This window comes from Synechococcus sp. 8F6, from assembly GCF_002252665.1.
GTDB lineage: Bacteria > Cyanobacteriota > Cyanobacteriia > PCC-6307 > Cyanobiaceae > Cyanobium_A.
Map to the genome: position 1 here is coordinate 216,709 of NZ_NQKZ01000001.1, position 13,880 is coordinate 230,588.

At 70.3% G+C, this 13,880-nt stretch carries 15 protein-coding genes and 1 riboswitch; of the genes, 10 read left to right on the forward strand and 5 right to left on the reverse strand.

The window, feature by feature from the left end:
- The first annotated feature begins 30 nt into the window (after positions 1–30).
- From rpaB to CJZ78_RS01105, 3 genes are all read left to right on the forward strand, one after another.
- Positions 31–798, forward strand: coding sequence for a response regulator transcription factor RpaB (gene rpaB, locus CJZ78_RS01095; RefSeq protein ID WP_094559219.1), 768 nt, complete (start codon positions 31–33; stop codon positions 796–798).
- A 90-nt stretch (positions 799–888) separates the two neighbouring features.
- Entirely contained in the window at positions 889–2,397 is a 1,509-nt protein-coding gene (lysS, locus tag CJZ78_RS01100; RefSeq protein ID WP_094559220.1) for a lysine--tRNA ligase, read from the forward strand.
- 44 nt (positions 2,398–2,441) lie between these two features.
- Positions 2,442–2,705, forward strand: a complete 264-nt coding sequence (locus tag CJZ78_RS01105; RefSeq protein WP_094559041.1) for a hypothetical protein — start codon at positions 2,442–2,444, stop codon at positions 2,703–2,705.
- 215 nt (positions 2,706–2,920) lie between these two features.
- Here CJZ78_RS01105 and CJZ78_RS01110 read toward each other — a convergent pair whose 3' ends face one another.
- From CJZ78_RS01110 to egtB, 4 genes are read right to left on the reverse strand one after another with little or no spacing between them, the layout of a single operon-like run.
- A complete protein-coding gene (locus CJZ78_RS01110) occupies positions 2,921–3,391 on the reverse strand; it encodes a hercynine metabolism protein (RefSeq protein ID WP_094559042.1) in 471 nt (156 codons plus the stop codon).
- Positions 3,388–3,648, reverse strand: a complete 261-nt coding sequence (locus CJZ78_RS01115; protein ID WP_094559043.1) for a hercynine metabolism small protein — start codon at positions 3,646–3,648, stop codon at positions 3,388–3,390. The genes CJZ78_RS01110 and CJZ78_RS01115 overlap by 4 nt, the downstream gene beginning before the upstream one ends.
- Positions 3,649–3,665: 17 nt before the next feature.
- On the reverse strand, positions 3,666–4,637 hold the full coding sequence (egtD, locus tag CJZ78_RS01120; protein WP_233128392.1) for an L-histidine N(alpha)-methyltransferase: 972 nt from the start codon (positions 4,635–4,637) through the stop codon (positions 3,666–3,668).
- A complete protein-coding gene (gene egtB / locus CJZ78_RS01125) occupies positions 4,634–5,857 on the reverse strand; it encodes an ergothioneine biosynthesis protein EgtB (RefSeq protein ID WP_094559044.1) in 1,224 nt (407 codons plus the stop codon). Before egtB ends, egtD begins: the two co-directional genes overlap by 4 nt.
- An 81-nt stretch (positions 5,858–5,938) precedes the next feature.
- On the opposite strand from egtB, the gene CJZ78_RS01130 reads away from it, so the two are divergent.
- Both CJZ78_RS01130 and CJZ78_RS01135 read left to right on the forward strand, forming a co-directional pair.
- The gene (locus CJZ78_RS01130; RefSeq protein WP_094559045.1) at positions 5,939–6,943 is read left to right on the forward strand and encodes a cysteine synthase A; all 1,005 of its coding nucleotides are present in this window, start codon (positions 5,939–5,941) and stop codon (positions 6,941–6,943) included.
- Positions 6,943–8,946: a serine/threonine protein kinase gene (locus tag CJZ78_RS01135; RefSeq protein ID WP_094559046.1), complete on the forward strand. Its 2,004-nt coding sequence runs from the start codon at positions 6,943–6,945 to the stop codon at positions 8,944–8,946. Before CJZ78_RS01130 ends, CJZ78_RS01135 begins: the two co-directional genes overlap by 1 nt.
- A 121-nt stretch (positions 8,947–9,067) precedes the next feature.
- On the opposite strand, the gene smpB is transcribed toward CJZ78_RS01135, so the two are convergent.
- The gene (gene smpB / locus CJZ78_RS01140) at positions 9,068–9,565 is read right to left on the reverse strand and encodes an SsrA-binding protein SmpB (protein WP_094559047.1); all 498 of its coding nucleotides are present in this window, start codon (positions 9,563–9,565) and stop codon (positions 9,068–9,070) included.
- A 62-nt stretch (positions 9,566–9,627) separates the two neighbouring features.
- Here smpB and ruvB point away from each other — a divergent pair, with 62 nt between their 5' ends.
- Genes ruvB through CJZ78_RS01165 form a run of 5 tightly spaced genes read left to right on the forward strand, consistent with a single transcriptional unit; the run spans position 9,628 to position 13,573 of the window.
- Positions 9,628–10,707 carry a Holliday junction branch migration DNA helicase RuvB gene (gene ruvB / locus CJZ78_RS01145; RefSeq protein ID WP_094559048.1) on the forward strand — a complete coding sequence of 360 codons (1,080 nt, stop codon included), beginning with the start codon at positions 9,628–9,630 and terminating at the stop codon, positions 10,705–10,707.
- Positions 10,708–10,737: 30 nt separating this feature from the next.
- Positions 10,738–11,493 (forward strand): tetratricopeptide repeat protein, encoded by a 756-nt coding sequence (locus CJZ78_RS01150; protein ID WP_094559049.1) that lies wholly within the window; start codon positions 10,738–10,740, stop codon positions 11,491–11,493.
- A gap of 45 nt (positions 11,494–11,538) precedes the next feature.
- Positions 11,539–12,771: an amidohydrolase gene (locus CJZ78_RS01155; protein ID WP_094559050.1), complete on the forward strand. Its 1,233-nt coding sequence runs from the start codon at positions 11,539–11,541 to the stop codon at positions 12,769–12,771.
- Positions 12,768–12,986 carry a DUF3188 domain-containing protein gene (locus tag CJZ78_RS01160; protein WP_094559222.1) on the forward strand — a complete coding sequence of 73 codons (219 nt, stop codon included), beginning with the start codon at positions 12,768–12,770 and terminating at the stop codon, positions 12,984–12,986. Before CJZ78_RS01155 ends, CJZ78_RS01160 begins: the two co-directional genes overlap by 4 nt.
- Positions 12,983–13,573: a HEAT repeat domain-containing protein gene (locus CJZ78_RS01165; protein ID WP_094559051.1), complete on the forward strand. Its 591-nt coding sequence runs from the start codon at positions 12,983–12,985 to the stop codon at positions 13,571–13,573. Before CJZ78_RS01160 ends, CJZ78_RS01165 begins: the two co-directional genes overlap by 4 nt.
- A gap of 136 nt (positions 13,574–13,709) precedes the next feature.
- Positions 13,710–13,827: riboswitch (TPP riboswitch) on the forward strand.
- Positions 13,828–13,880: the final 53 nt, after the last annotated feature.

Consider the following 13,880-nt stretch of genomic DNA (forward strand, 5'->3'; position numbering starts at 1 on the left):
GCTGAGCCCTTCGCCGGCGCCTCCTCCGACATGTTTAGGACTGGCCCGGTAGAGCCGAAGGCCACCGTGATGGTGGTGGACGATGAGGCGGCGGTGCGCCGGGTGCTGGTGATGCGCCTGCAGCTGGCCGGCTACCGGGTGATCTGTGCCGAGGACGGTGAAGAGGCCCTCAGCCTGTTCCACCAGGAGCAGCCCGATCTCGTCGTGCTCGACGTGATGCTGCCCAAGCTCGATGGCTTTGCGGTCTGCCGGCGCTTGCGGGCCGAATCCTGCGTGCCGATTATTTTCCTCTCGGCCCTCGATGCCATTGCGGAGCGGGTGTCGGGTCTGGATCTCGGTGCCGACGACTACCTGCCCAAGCCCTTCAGCCCCAAGGAGCTCGAGGCCCGCATCGCCACGATCCTGCGCCGGGTGGGCCGGGGTTCGGCCTCCACGGAGCTGCGCGAGGTGCAGAGCGGCAGCGGCGTGTTGCGGGTGGGCGATCTGGTGGTCGACACCAACCGCCGTCAGGTGACCCGCGATGGTGAGCGCATCGGCCTCACCTACACCGAATTCAGCCTGCTGGAGCTGCTGTTCCGCGAGCCGGGCCGGGTGGTGCCGCGGGCTGAGATCCTCGAGCAGCTCTGGGGCTACCCGCCCCGCCGCGCAGCCGACCTGCGGGTGGTGGACGTGTATGTCGCCCGCCTGCGCGGCAAGCTCGAGCCCGATCCGCGCAACCCGGAGCTGATCCTCACCGTGCGCGGCACCGGTTACGCCTCCCAGCGCATGGCCGAGTCGGGCCTGGCGGCTAATGCCTGACGCACAACAGCCTGCCTGAGGCACAACAGCCCGCCTGATCCCGCCGTCGGGCGTTCCTGCAGGATGGGCCGGTTGAGCCCCCTGTCTGCCTTGTCGGAGCTGCGCGAGACCCGTCTGGAGAAAGCCGCAGCCCTGGCGGCCTTGGGCCAGGGACCCTATGCCCTGCGTTTCGAACCCACGCACCGCACCGCCGCGTTGCAGCAGGCCCACGCCGACCTGGCCAACGGCGAGGAGCGCGATGTGTCGGTGGCCGTGGCCGGCCGGGTGATGACCCGTCGGGTGATGGGCAAGCTCGCCTTCTTCACCCTGGCCGATGAGACCGGCCCGATCCAGCTGTTTATTGAGAAGGCCACCCTGGCGGCCTCCATGCCGGAGGATCCCGAAGCCTTCTCCCACCTCACCGCGCTGGTGGATGCGGGCGACCTGATCGGTGTGCAGGGCAGCCTGCGCCGCACCGATCGTGGTGAGCTGTCGGTGAAGGTGAAGGGCTGGACCATGCTCACCAAATCGCTGCAGCCCCTACCCGACAAGTGGCACGGCCTGGCGGATGTGGAGAAGCGCTACCGCCAGCGCTACCTGGATCTGATCGTGTCCCCCGACACCCGCGAAACCTTCCGGCGCCGGGCCCTGGCGGTGAGCGCCATGCGCCGCTGGCTCGATGAGCGCGACTTCCTGGAGATCGAAACGCCGGTGCTGCAGAGCGTGCCGGGCGGTGCCGATGCCCGGCCATTTGAAACCCACCACAACGCCCTCGATCTGCCCCTCACCCTGCGCATCGCCACCGAGCTGCACCTCAAGCGGCTGGTGGTGGGCGGCTTCGAGCGGGTGTACGAGCTGGGCCGGATCTTTCGCAACGAGGGGATCAGCACCCGCCACAACCCCGAGTTCACCTCGGTGGAGATCTACCAGGCCTACGCCGACTACACCGACATGATGGCGCTCACGGAGCAGCTGATTGCCCACCTGTGCCAGCAGGTGTGTGGCACCACCCAGATCAGCTACCAGGGCGCCGAGATTGATCTCACCGCCCCCTGGCGTCGGGCCACGATGCACGAGCTGGTGCAGCACGCCACGGGCCTGGATTTCACCAGCTTTGGCAGCCGCGAGGAGGCTGCTGCGGCGATGGCGGCCCAGGGGCTGGAGGTGCCGGCCCTGGCGGATTCGGTGGGCCGGCTGCTGGTGGAGGCCTTTGAGCAGCGGGTGGAGGCCGACTTGATCCAGCCCACCTTCGTGCTCGATTACCCCGTGGAAAATTCGCCCCTGGCCCGGGCCCACCGCAGCAAGCCGGGGATGGTGGAGCGCTTCGAGCTGTTCATCGTCGGCCGGGAAACCGCCAATGCCTTCAGCGAGCTGATCGACCCAGTGGATCAGCGTCAGCGCCTGGAGGCCCAGCAGGCCCGCAAGGCCGCTGGCGACGACGAAGCCCAGCAGGTGGATGAAGACTTCCTCCAGGCCCTGGAGGTGGGCATGCCCCCCACGGGCGGCCTGGGCATCGGCATCGACCGGCTGGTGATGCTGCTCACCGACAGCCCCTCGATCCGCGATGTGATCGCCTTCCCGCTGTTGCGTCCCGAGGCGCGGCCGAGCGCAATGGGATAATGACTTCAGTAGGCAATATCCCCCATTAGGGGGCCAGCGATTCCATGAGTGGCGAGCGCGTCGGTTTTCGCTTCAAACACGCGGATGCTGTGGTGAAGCGCAACCCCCAGGGTCGCTCGCGCCGGGGCTGGGTGATGGAGCCGGTGGAGCAGACCACCAGCCGCGGCACCAAGATGCCCGCCTACCGGATCCGCTGGCGCGACAGTGAACGTCCCGAGATCGTGCTGCAGCACATGCTGATCGCCGATCCCGACCCCACGCCGCCGCCCGATGGCGTCAGCCTGGTGCCTCCGGCTCCCAAGGCCTGAACGAAAGCCGATAGATCGCCAGCCCCAGGCGCTCCTTGAGGGCCACGGCGCTGAGATAGAGCGCTTCGGCGTCGGGCAACAGACTCTTGAGCGTGTTGCCGGCCCTGGTGAGAGCTGCTGGGATTTTGAGCTCTCTTGGATTCTGTACAGCTTGTACAGATTTCAGGAGAGCGCGATCGGGGGTGGCCTCGACGGTGTCCTCGATCGCGGTGTTCTCAGGCCTGACGCCGTCGCAACTGCTCTAAGGCCTGCTCGGCTTCAAAGGCGGCCCAGTCCTGCTCGAGGCTGGAGGCCCGTGGCGGGCGCGGCCGGCTCTCCAGTTCGCCCAGGTCGCGCTCCACCGCCGCGAAGCTCACCCCCAGCTCGCTCAGGTGTTGCCAGCGCTGGCGGCCCTGCTCCATCAGGCCTTGCTGGTGGGCTTCGGCGCGTTCGGCCAGGGCGGTGGCACCGGCGGCCCGGGCCTTGATCACCCGCTCCTGCCAGCGCCGGATCTCGTTGGCCAGTTGCAGCAGGGCCTGGCGCTCCTGCTCCGCCTGCCGCTGCAACTGGCGTCGCTGCCCCACCAGCTTGGCCTGGCGATCACGCGCTTCCTGCTCCTCCAGCAGGGCTTCCTGGGCCGGGTTGGCCCGCAAAAAGCTCTCCAGCTGCTGGTCCAGCCGCGCCTCCAGTTCGTCGAGCCAGCTCACGGGGCGGCCTGGGGATCGGGTTCGGGGGCCGGGCTGCCGGCGGGGCTGGTGATCAACGGCGCTTCGATCTCCTGCTGCAGCGGCGTGATCGCCGCCTCGCGGGAGCGCAGCAGCAGTTGGGTGAGCCGGGCGATGGCTCCCTCGCCGAGGTCGTGGTTGCTGATGCGGTCGAAGGCGTCCCGATACAGCTCCTCGAGCTCGGCGATCAGACCTTCGCGCACCTGGCGCATGGTGGCCCGTTGCTCTTCACGACCCATGGCGCTCTTGCCTCTGGCTAGGAGTCTGCCGTTACCAGCAGGTGCAGCGAGAGATCGCCGGCTGGATCGCTCCAGCGGCCGGCGCCCCGCCAGCCGGCGCACGCGGCGAGGGCGAGAAAGGCCTCCGGGTCGTACTTGACGCTGTATTCGGTGATCAGCGGCTCGCCCGCGGCGAAGCGCCAGGCCTCCCCCGCCAGCTGCACGGTCTGCGCCTGGCGGCTCACCAGGGCCATGGCGATGCGGCTGTGTTCGGGCTGCCACCAGGCGGTGTAGGCGAAGGCCTCGGGGTTGAAGCTGCCCGCCAGGTCGCGGTTAAGCCGCACCAGCAGGTTGCGGGCAAAGGCGGCCGACACGCCGGCGGCATCGTTGTAGGCGGCCTCCAGCCTTGCCACGGCCTTGGGCTGGTCGATGCCGATCAGCAGCCGGGCACCTGGCCCCAGCAGCTGCCGCAGCTGCACCAGCAGCACCCGCGCCTCCTCGGGGCTGAAGTTGCCGATTGAGCTGCCGGGGTAGAAGCCCAGCCGCCGCTGGCCCTGCAGCAGCGGGTGTTCGGGCAGGTCCTGCAGCTGGCTGTAGTCGCAGCAGATGCCGAGCACCGGCACCGCCGGGTAACGGACCTGCAGGGCCACGCAGCTCTGCTGCAGATGCTCGGCGCTGATGTCGAGGGCGACGTAGGCCGGCGGCCGCAGCGCTTCCAGCAGGGGCCCCACTTTGCGGGCATTGCCGGCGCCGAATTCCACCAGCACCCCCGCCCCCAGGGCCGCTGCCAGCTCCGGGGCCCGCTCCTCCAGCAGGGCCGTTTCGGTGCGGGTGAGGCCGTATTCCGGCTGCTCGCAGATCGCCTCAAACAGCCGCGAGCCCTCGGCGTCGTAGAGCAACCAAGCCGGCAGCTGGCGGGGCCGCTGCGCCATGCCCTCGCGCACCAGCCGCCGCATGTCGGCCGGTTCCGGGTGGAGGTCGATCAGGTCGTGGTGGCTCTGCACCGTCATGGCAGCTCTTGGGCCAGGCGCAGGCCAGCGGCCATCCAGCGGCTCGCCGGTGGATAGAAGTTGCGGTAGGTGGGCCGCGCGTGGCCGGCGGGGGTGAGGAAGCAACTGCCGCGCAGCACCATCTGGGAACTCATGAACTTGCCGTTGTATTCCCCCACCGCCCCGGCGGCCGGCGCGAAGCCCGGATAGGGCCGGTAGGGGCTGGCGGTCCATTGCCACAGCACCCCGAAGGCTTGCTCCAGCTGGGGCGCCAGCAACTCCCATTCCGCCTCGCTGGGCAGCCGGGCGCCGGCCCAGCGGGCGTAGGCGTCGGCTTCAAACCAGCTCAGGTGTCGCACCGGCAGCTCGGCCCGCCGCGGCTGCCGCCCCGCCAGCGAAAACTCCTCGCCGTCGCGCCAATAGCGCGGCCCCTGCCAGCCCCGCGCCTGCACCTCCGCCCAGCCCTCGCTCATCCACAGCTCCGGTCGCCGGTAGCCGCCATCGGCGATGAAGGCCTCAAAGTCGCCGTTGCTCACCAGGCGGGAGCTGAGCGCAAAGGGTTCGAGCCACTGGCGGTGCCGGGGCGCTTCGTTGTCGAAATGGAAGGAGCCTGCCGGGCTCTCGGGGCCGCCGGCTCCCTCCGGATGGCCGATCTCCACCAGCCCACCCCCGTGCTGCAGCCAGACGGGCGCCTGGGCCTCCGCCCCATCTGGCACTGCGCGGCGGTAGGCGTCTTCCGGCTGGGGTGCGTAGGCCGGCTCGAGCGGGTTGTGCGAGAAGCCATCGAGCAGGTCCATCAGCAGCAGCTCCTGGTGCTGCTGCTCGTGCTGCAGACCCAGCTCCACCAGCTCCAGCCGGGGATCGCCGGGCTCCAGCTGCGCCAGCAGGGCCAGCACGGCCCCATCCACCCGCTGCCGCCAGGCCAGCACCTCCGCCAGCGCCGGCCGGCTGAGCAAGCCCCGCTGGGGCCGGGGGTGGCGGGCGCCGACGGCGTCGTAATAGCTGTTGAACAGAAAATTCCAGGCCGCTGGCGCCGGTGTGTAGCCCAAGGCCACCCCAGCGTCTTGTTGGGGGCGCAGCAGAAATTGCTCAAAAAACCAGGTGGTGTGGCCCAGGTGCCACTTGGGCGGGCTGGCGTCTGCCATCCCTTGCAGGCACAGGTCTTCTGGCTCCAGGGGCGCCACCAGGGCGAGGCTGTGCTGGCGCACCTGTGTGTACTGCGCCCCCAGCTCCTGCCCCATTCCGCCGCCGCCTATCCCGGCTGAATTCAGGCCCGACCCTAGAGGCCTTGCCTACGATCCCGCCACGCAAAGCACGCGGGTATGGCCGGCATCACTTCAGGGTTCGTGGGCGCCGTTGGCAACACGCCCCTGATTCGGCTCCATGCCCTCAGCGAAGCCACCGGCTGCCAGATTCTCGGCAAGGCCGAGTTCATGAACCCCGGCGGCTCGGTCAAGGACCGCGCGGCCCTCGGCATCCTGCTGGAGGCTGAGGAGCAGGGGCTGCTGCAGCCCGGCGGCACCGTGGTGGAGGGCACCGCCGGCAACACCGGCATCGGCCTCACCCACCTCTGCAATGCCCGTGGTTACAAGGCGCTGATCGTGATTCCCGACACCCAGTCGGCCGAGAAGATCGGCCTGCTGCGCAGCCTCGGCGCTGAGGTGCGCACGGTGCCGGCGGTGCCCTACCGCGACCCCAACAACTACGTGAGGCTCTCGGGCCGCATTGCCGCCGAAACGCCCGGCGCCGTGTGGGCCAACCAGTTCGACAACCTGGCCAACCGCCGCGCCCACTACCACTCCACCGGCCCGGAGATCTGGCAGCAAACCGAGGGCCAGGTGGATGCCTGGGTGGCGGCCACCGGCACCGGCGGCACCTACGCCGGCGTGGCGCTCTACCTCAAGGAGCAGAACCCAGCGGTGCACTGCGTGCTGGCCGATCCCCATGGCAGTGCCTTGCACGCCTGGGTCACCCGGGGTGAGCTCAGCAGCGAGGGCAGTTCGATCACCGAGGGGATTGGCAACAGCCGCGTCACCGCCAACCTGGAGGGCGCCCCCATCGATGACGCCGTGCGCATCGACGACCAAACCGCCCTCGAGACGATCTACCGGCTGCTGTGGCAGGAGGGCCTGTTCCTGGGGGGCTCGGTGGGCATCAACGTGGCCGCGGCGGTGGAAACCGCCCGGCGCCTTGGCCCGGGCCACACGATCGTCACGGTGCTGTGCGACAGCGGCGATCGCTACCGCTCACGCCTCTACGACGCTGCGTGGCTGGCCGCCAAGGGGCTGCACCAGCCCCAGCGGGCTCTCGCCGCAGGAGCAGCCTGATGGCAGCGCAGGTGGGCCAGCTGATCGGCGATCGCTACCGGCTTGAGCAGTGCCTCAGTGCCGCCTCCCCGGGCGAGGCTCCCCAGGGGGAGCTATGGCGCGCCAGCGACCAGCTGGCGTCCGAGGCGCCCATGGCCCTGCGGCTGCTGGGACCCGGCATCGATCCGGAGCGGGCCCGCCAGCGCTGGGGCCGGCTGCAGGGGGTGCTCCATCCCCAGGTGCCGCGGCTGGGGGCGGTGATCCCGGCGGCCGAGGGGTTGTGGCTGGTGCGCGAATGGCAGGCCGGCCGCACCTACCAGCAACTGCTGGCGGCTCGCGCCGAGCGCCAGCTGGTGTTTGGTGCCGGCGAGGTGCTGTTGCTGCTGCGTCAGCTGCTGCCGGTGCTGGCGGTGTTGCACAGCCAGGAGCTGGTGCACGGCGATCTCAGCCCCGCCAACCTGCTGCGCCGCGACAGCGATGGCCTGCCGGTGCTGCTGGATTTCGGCCTGGTGGCCGGCACCCCGGCCGCCACACCGGGCTATGCACCGCCGGAGCGGGCCCGCGCGGCTGAGCTCGAGCCCTGGATGGATCTCCATGCCCTGGGGGCGGTGGCCCTGGTGCTGCTGAGCGGCGACGAGCCGGCCCGGCTGCTCGATCCGGTCACCCTCGCCTGGCGCTGGCCGGCCAGCCTCAGCGCCGAGCCGGCCCTTCAGGCCCAGATCGCTCGCCTGCTGGAGCGCGAGAGCGGCGAGCGCTTTGCCTCGGCCTCCCAGGCCCTGGCGGCGTTCCAGACCCTGCCCATGCCCGAGAGCACCGGCCCAGTGGCCCGCGCCGATCGCACCGTGGCTCTGGTGCCCCCGCCCGTGGCTGCCCCCCCGCCCCAGGCCCCCGAGCCACCGCCAGCCCCGGAGCCGCCACCTCCTCCCCCTGAGCCGGAGCTGCCACCGCTCACCCCTCCCTCACCGCCCGCAGCCCTGCGCACGCGTTTGGAGGAGCGGGAGGAGGCCGCCGAGGGCGGCATTTGGCCGGTGGTGATCGCCCTGGTGCTCTCGGCCGTGGTGGGCACCGCCCTGGGCTGGTGGTGGCTGAGCCGCGGCCGCTTGGCCCTGCCCACCCCCGACGCGGCCCTGCAGCTGCCCAGCAGCCTGCCGCCCGCTGAGGTGGATCAGCGCCAGCAGCTGCTCAACCGGCTGCGGGCGATGCAGGTGGATCGGGGTTGGTTTTTGAAGTTGGTGGACGCCAGCCTGCTGGCCCAGTTTCCGGAGCGGGGCGGCCGCCTGCCCAGCGACTCCCTCGAAGATGCGCCCTTACGCAAGGTGTGGAACGAACTCGCCGAGGAGTGGCTGGCCCGGGTGGAGCAGCTGCCCCTTGAGATCCGCCGTCGCCTGGGCAGTTACACCAATGCCGACTGGGAGCGGCGCCAGCAGGCCCTGGTGAGCCAGGGGCTCAGCCCCGCGGTGCTGCGCCAGCTGGTGTCGGGCAGTGCCCAGAGCCTGCTGCCGGGCCGCCCCGGCGCCGACATTCCTGCTGAACCCTTCCGTCAGCTTTGGTTTGCTGCGGCCGAGCAGAGCCTGGCCAATGTTCAGATCGAGGCGATTCAGGCCCAGCCCCAGGAAACCCGGGTGCTCTCGGCCCAAGTAGAGGCCGGTGGGGCGCGGCTGTTCCCGGTGCGGCTGCCGCCCGGCTACCGGCTGGTGCTGGGGGTAAACGGCTCGCCCCTGATGCAGATGAGCGTGTTCGGCCCCGATGGCGACCTGCTGGAGGCCAAGGGCCCCCTGCGGGTGGTGAGCCTGGGGGTGCAGAAGCGCTCGCCGGTGCAGCTGCTGGTCACCAACGAGGGCGTCGCGCCGGCCCTGATCACCTTGTCGCTGCGGGCGGATCCGCCGGCACCGGTGGCCGCCCCTGAGCCCTCAGCGCCGGCGCCGGCGGACCAGTTGGAGACGCCGCAGGTCCCGACCACCGTGCCGGTGCCCGCACAGCCTGTCGCTGCTCCGCCACCGCCGGTGCCACCGGCAGTGAATTGAGCCCAGCCGGGGTGGTTGCTGGGTTGCGCGTCTCCCGAGTTCCGTCTCCGGGATTCTGTACAGCCTGTACAGAATCCCGGAGAGGCATCCGCACACAGGCTGCGCCCCCGGCCCCCTGAATTCAGAGCCGGGCGATGGCGACCTTGGCGTCCTTGATGTCCTGCTTGCGCCGTTCCTCGTGGCGCTTGTCGTGCAGCTTGCGGCCCTTGGCCAGGCCGATGGTCAGCTTGATCCAGGAGCCCTTGAGATGCAGGTTGAGCGGGATCAGGGTGAGGCCCTTCTGCTCGAGCCCCACCCGCAGTTTGTCGATCTCGCGGCGTTGGGCCAGCAGTTTGCGCACCCGCAGGGGCTCGTGGTTGAAGTAGGCCCCGGCATGGCTGTGGGGCGAGATGTGCACGTTGTGCAGCTGCAGCTCCCCCTTGCGGATCAGGCAGAAGCCGTCGCGCAGGTTGCACTGGCCGGCCCGGATCGACTTCACCTCCGTGCCGAACAGCTCAATGCCGCACTCCAGCGTTTCGAGGATCTCGTACTGGTGGCGAGCAAAGCGGTTGTCGGCCAGCAGCTTGTTGGCGGCATCGCGCTGGGCCTTGGCGCTCTTCTTGCCCCCGCCCTTGGCCATCGCTGCTCCGCAACCGTCCCTTCGATCTCCCGACCCTAGGGAGCCCCCGGTACCCTCGCTTCATGGCGATTGTTTCCTCGGGATCCCCGGCGCCCCGCGGCCGCCCCAGCCACGAGCCCAGGCGCCCGGACGCGCCGCCGCGCCTGGTGGATCCCACCCCCGTGCCGGAGGGGGTGGCGCCCGCCCGGGAAGACGGCCTGCGGCCCCGGCGCCTGGCCGACTACATCGGTCAGAGCGAGCTCAAGCAGGTGCTGGCCATCGCCGTGGAGGCCACCCGCGCCCGCCAGGAGGCGCTCGACCACGTGCTGCTCTACGGCCCGCCGGGCCTGGGCAAAACCACCATGGCCCTGGTGCTGGCTGAGGAGCTGGGGGTGCGCTGCCGCATCACCAGTGCGCCGGCCCTGGAGCGCCCCCGCGACATCGTCGGCCTGCTGGTCAACCTGCAGCCCCACGAGCTGCTGTTCATCGACGAGATTCACCGGCTCAATCGGGTGGCTGAGGAGATCCTCTATCCGGCTATGGAGGACTTCCGCCTCGACCTCACCGTGGGCAAGGGCACCACGGCCCGCACCCGCAGCCTGGAGCTGCCGCCCTTCACCCTGGTGGGGGCCACCACCAGGGCCGGCTCCCTGAGTTCGCCGCTGCGGGATCGCTTCGGCCTGATCCAGCGGCTGGAGTTTTACGGCCTGGACGATCTGCAGGCGATCGTGGAGCGGGCCGCGGGCCTGCTGCAGATCGCGCTCGAGGCCGACGCCGCACTGGAGGTGGCCCGCCGTTGCCGCGGCACCCCCCGTATCGCCAACCGCCTGCTGCGGCGGGTGCGCGATGTGGCCTCGGTGCGGGGTCATGGCCGCATTGGCGCTTCGCTGGTGGCCGAGGCCCTCAGCCTGCACCGCGTTGACGACCGCGGCCTCGATGCCAGCGACCGGCGCCTGCTCACCTTGATGCTGGAGGGCTACGGCGGCGGCCCGGTGGGCCTCGACACCCTCGCGGCGGGCCTGGGGGAAGATTCCGCCACCCTGGAAGCGGTGGTGGAGCCCTACCTGCTGCAGCTGGGTTTTCTGCAGCGCACCCCCCGGGGCCGGATCGTCACCCCGGCGGGCCGCCGCCACCTGGGCTGGCCCGCTGGAGCGGCGGCATGAGCGGGCCCCTTTCATGAGCAGCTCTCTGTGATGTCCACCCTGCTGGCCCTGCTGCTGGGGGTGCAGTTGCTGCTGCCCCAGCTGTTTGATCAGGCCCTCAGTGCCAGCCGCGAGGGGCGTTTCAGCGAGGCCCTACCGCTCTGGAATCAGGTGCTGGAGGTGGCGCCGAATGATGCAGCGGCCTGGAGCAACCGCGGCAATGTGCAGCTGGCCCTCGGCGACCCCCGGGCCGCCATCGCCGATCAAACCAAGGCGATGGCCCTCGATGGCGACAGTCCCGACCCCCATCTCAACCGCGGCACCGCCGAGGAGGCCCTGGGCGAGTGGGCCGCCGCCGAGGCCGACTACCGCTGGATCCTGGAGCGGGCCCCGAGCGATGCGGGCGAACCGCGGGCTTCGGCCCTCTACAACCTCGGCAATGTGCAGGGTTCGCTGGGCGACTGGGAGGCAGCGCGCCGCTGCTTTGAGGCGGCGTCCCTGGCCCGGCCCGGTTTTGCCATGGCCCGCTCCAGTGCCGCCCTGGCCGCCTTCCAGCTGGGGGACAGGGCTGAGGCGGAGCGGGAGCTGCGCAACCTGATCCGCCGCTACCCCCTGTTTGCCGACGCCCGTGCCGCGCTCACGGCCCTGCTCTGGCAGAAGGGGGCCAGTGGCGAGGCCGAGAGCAACTGGGCCGCCGCTTCGGGTCTCGATCCGCGCTACCGGCAGCAAGAATGGTTGCGATCGACGCGGCGCTGGCCCCCCGAGCCGGTGGAAGCGCTGGCGCAATTCCTGGCCCTTGTTTCCTGAATGACGGCCTCCTGAATGACGGCCTGCTCGATGACTGCCTCCTGAATGACGGCTCCACCCTGCACCCTGACTTGGCAAGCGCTTGGGCTCGAGGAAGCTCTGGCTGGGGTGTTGCCGGTGCTGATCCAGCTGCGGCGCCACATTCACCGCCATCCCGAGCTCAGCGGCCACGAGCAGCAGACCGCCGCCTTGGTGGCCGGTGAACTGCGCCGCTGGGGCTGGCAGGTGCGCGAGGGCGTTGGACGCACCGGGGTGGTGGCCGAGCTGGGGCCCCAGCAGCTGGCCGATGGCAGCCCCACGCCCCTGGTGGCCCTGCGGGTGGACATGGATGCCCTGCCAGTGGAGGAGCGCACCGGCCTCGACTACGCCTCCACCCAGCAGGGGCTGATGCATGCCTGCGGCCACGACCTGCACACCGCGGTCGGGCTTGGGGTGGCCTGCTTGCTTGGAGGGCTGGCCGAGCGCCATCCCGAGCGGCTCACGGCCCGGGTGCGGCTGCTGTTTCAACCCGCCGAGGAAACGGCCCAGGGGGCAGCCTGGATGAAGGCTGATGGCGCCATGGAGGACGTGGACGCTTTGTTTGGCGTGCACGTATTTCCCACCCTGCCGGCGGGCACGATCGGGGTGCGCAGCGGCAGCCTCACGGCCGCGGCGGGGGAGCTGGAGGTGGAGGTGCTGGGCGAGGGCGGCCACGGCGCCCGGCCCCACCAGAGCACCGATGCCATCTGGATTGCGGCGCGGGTGGTGAGCGGGCTGCAGGAGGCGATCAGCCGCCGGCTCGATGCCCTGCACCCGGTGGTGGTGAGCTTCGGGCGCATTGAGGGCGGCAAGGCCTTCAACGTGATTGCCGACCATGTGCGCCTGCTGGGCACCGTGCGCTGCCTCGACACCGACGTGCACGCCCAGCTGCCGGGCTGGATTGAAGACACCGTGCACGCCCTCTGCCAGGGCCATGGCGGCGCGGCGCGGGTGCGTTACCGGGTGATCTCGCCGCCGGTGCACAACGATCCGGCCCTCACCGAACTGGTGGCCGAGGCGGCGGTGGAGCTGCTGGGCCGGCCCCAGGTGCAATGGCTGGAGCAGCCCTCCCTCGGCGCTGAGGATTTTGCCCAGCTGCTCGAGGGCACCCGCGGCACGATGTTTCGGCTCGGGGTGGCGGGGCCTGATGGGTGCACGCCTTTGCACAGCAACACCTTTGCCCCCAATGAGGCGTCGTTGCCGGTGGGCATCCGGGTGCTCACCTGGAGCCTGCTGCGTTGGATGGAGCGGCGGCCATGAGGCGCCGGCCCTGGTTGCGGGGGTTGCTGGCCCTCTCCTCGCCCCTGTTGATCCTGTTGGCCTTGTTGGTGCTGCTGCAGCGCCGCGGCGTTGATCGCTTGCCAGCCTTGCCGGCGCTGCTGATTGGCACGGGCCTGCTCGTGACCAGCGCCCTGGGCCAGCGGCGGCGGTGGCGGGAGTTGCTGGCGGCCCTGCGCCACGATGGAGAGGTATGACCCTTCCCTCTCCCGATCTGTCCGCCCTGCGGGACGCCATCGTGTCCGGTGATCCCAGCCGGGCCATGCCGGCCCTGGTGGGCCTGCGGGAGGTGCCGGTTGAACAGGCCGTGCCCCTGCTGCTGCTGGGCCTGGAGCAGGGCATGTTCATGGTGCGCTCGCTGAGCTGCGCCGGCCTGGGGGTGAAGCAGAGCGAGGCGGGTTGGCAGGCGCTGGTGAACGCCATGCAGCACGACGAGGACGCCAACGTGCGCGCCGAAGCGGCCAACTCCCTGGTGAGCCATTCGCTGGAGCGATCCTGGCCCCTGCTGCGGGATGTGTTTGCCGCCGATCAGCAGTGGCTGGTGCGCTGCAGCATCCTCTCGGCCCTGGCCGAGCAGCCAGCCATTGATCCGGCCTGGCTGCTGGAGCTCGCGGCGATGGCCATCACCGACGCCGATGGCACCGTGCGGGTGGGCGGGGCCGAGATCCTCGGCCGTCTGGTGCGCGACCGCGGCGATGCCGAAGCCCGCAGCCTGCTGCAACAGCTTCAGGGCGACACCGACCACCGGGTGGTGGCCGCCGCGCTGAACGGGTTGCAGCGCTGAGGCCCTAGTGGGTGAGGCTGTTTCGGGTGTGTCCAGATTCTGTACAGTGAACAAAATCCTGACAGCTCTGAATCCCGACGACCCTGACCCGCGTCTCCTTTAGAGGTCCCAGCCTCTTGCGGGCTTGCTAGGTTTTACCTGTCACTAGGGGTGCCCCGCTGCCGGCCCAATTAGCCGTGCAGCTTCGGGCTGAGATCACACCCTCCGAACCTGATCCGGGTCATGCCGGCGCAGGGAAGTGGAAACGAACTCGGCATCGGCACAGGACCCCCCTCACCGCTCTTTTGCGGTCCCCTGTTCTTCGCCA

Bases quoted from the DNA above. Each gene is read 5' to 3' on its own strand.
- egtD (WP_233128392.1), bottom strand. From the start codon at position 4,637: ATGACGGTGCAGAGCCACCACGACCTGATCGACCTCCACCCGGAACCG.
- CJZ78_RS01115 (WP_094559043.1), bottom strand. From the start codon at position 3,648: ATGGGTCGTGAAGAGCAACGGGCCACCATGCGCCAGGTGCGCGAAGGT.
- CJZ78_RS01105 (WP_094559041.1), top strand. From the start codon at position 2,442: ATGAGTGGCGAGCGCGTCGGTTTTCGCTTCAAACACGCGGATGCTGTG.
- egtB (WP_094559044.1), bottom strand. From the start codon at position 5,857: ATGGGGCAGGAGCTGGGGGCGCAGTACACACAGGTGCGCCAGCACAGC.
- CJZ78_RS01135 (WP_094559046.1), top strand. From the start codon at position 6,943: ATGGCAGCGCAGGTGGGCCAGCTGATCGGCGATCGCTACCGGCTTGAG.
- smpB (WP_094559047.1), bottom strand. From the start codon at position 9,565: ATGGCCAAGGGCGGGGGCAAGAAGAGCGCCAAGGCCCAGCGCGATGCC.
- ruvB (WP_094559048.1), top strand. From the start codon at position 9,628: ATGGCGATTGTTTCCTCGGGATCCCCGGCGCCCCGCGGCCGCCCCAGC.
- CJZ78_RS01160 (WP_094559222.1), top strand. From the start codon at position 12,768: ATGAGGCGCCGGCCCTGGTTGCGGGGGTTGCTGGCCCTCTCCTCGCCC.
- CJZ78_RS01150 (WP_094559049.1), top strand. From the start codon at position 10,738: ATGTCCACCCTGCTGGCCCTGCTGCTGGGGGTGCAGTTGCTGCTGCCC.
- CJZ78_RS01165 (WP_094559051.1), top strand. From the start codon at position 12,983: ATGACCCTTCCCTCTCCCGATCTGTCCGCCCTGCGGGACGCCATCGTG.
- rpaB (WP_094559219.1), top strand. From the start codon at position 31: ATGTTTAGGACTGGCCCGGTAGAGCCGAAGGCCACCGTGATGGTGGTG.
- CJZ78_RS01155 (WP_094559050.1), top strand. From the start codon at position 11,539: ATGACGGCTCCACCCTGCACCCTGACTTGGCAAGCGCTTGGGCTCGAG.
- CJZ78_RS01130 (WP_094559045.1), top strand. From the start codon at position 5,939: ATGGCCGGCATCACTTCAGGGTTCGTGGGCGCCGTTGGCAACACGCCC.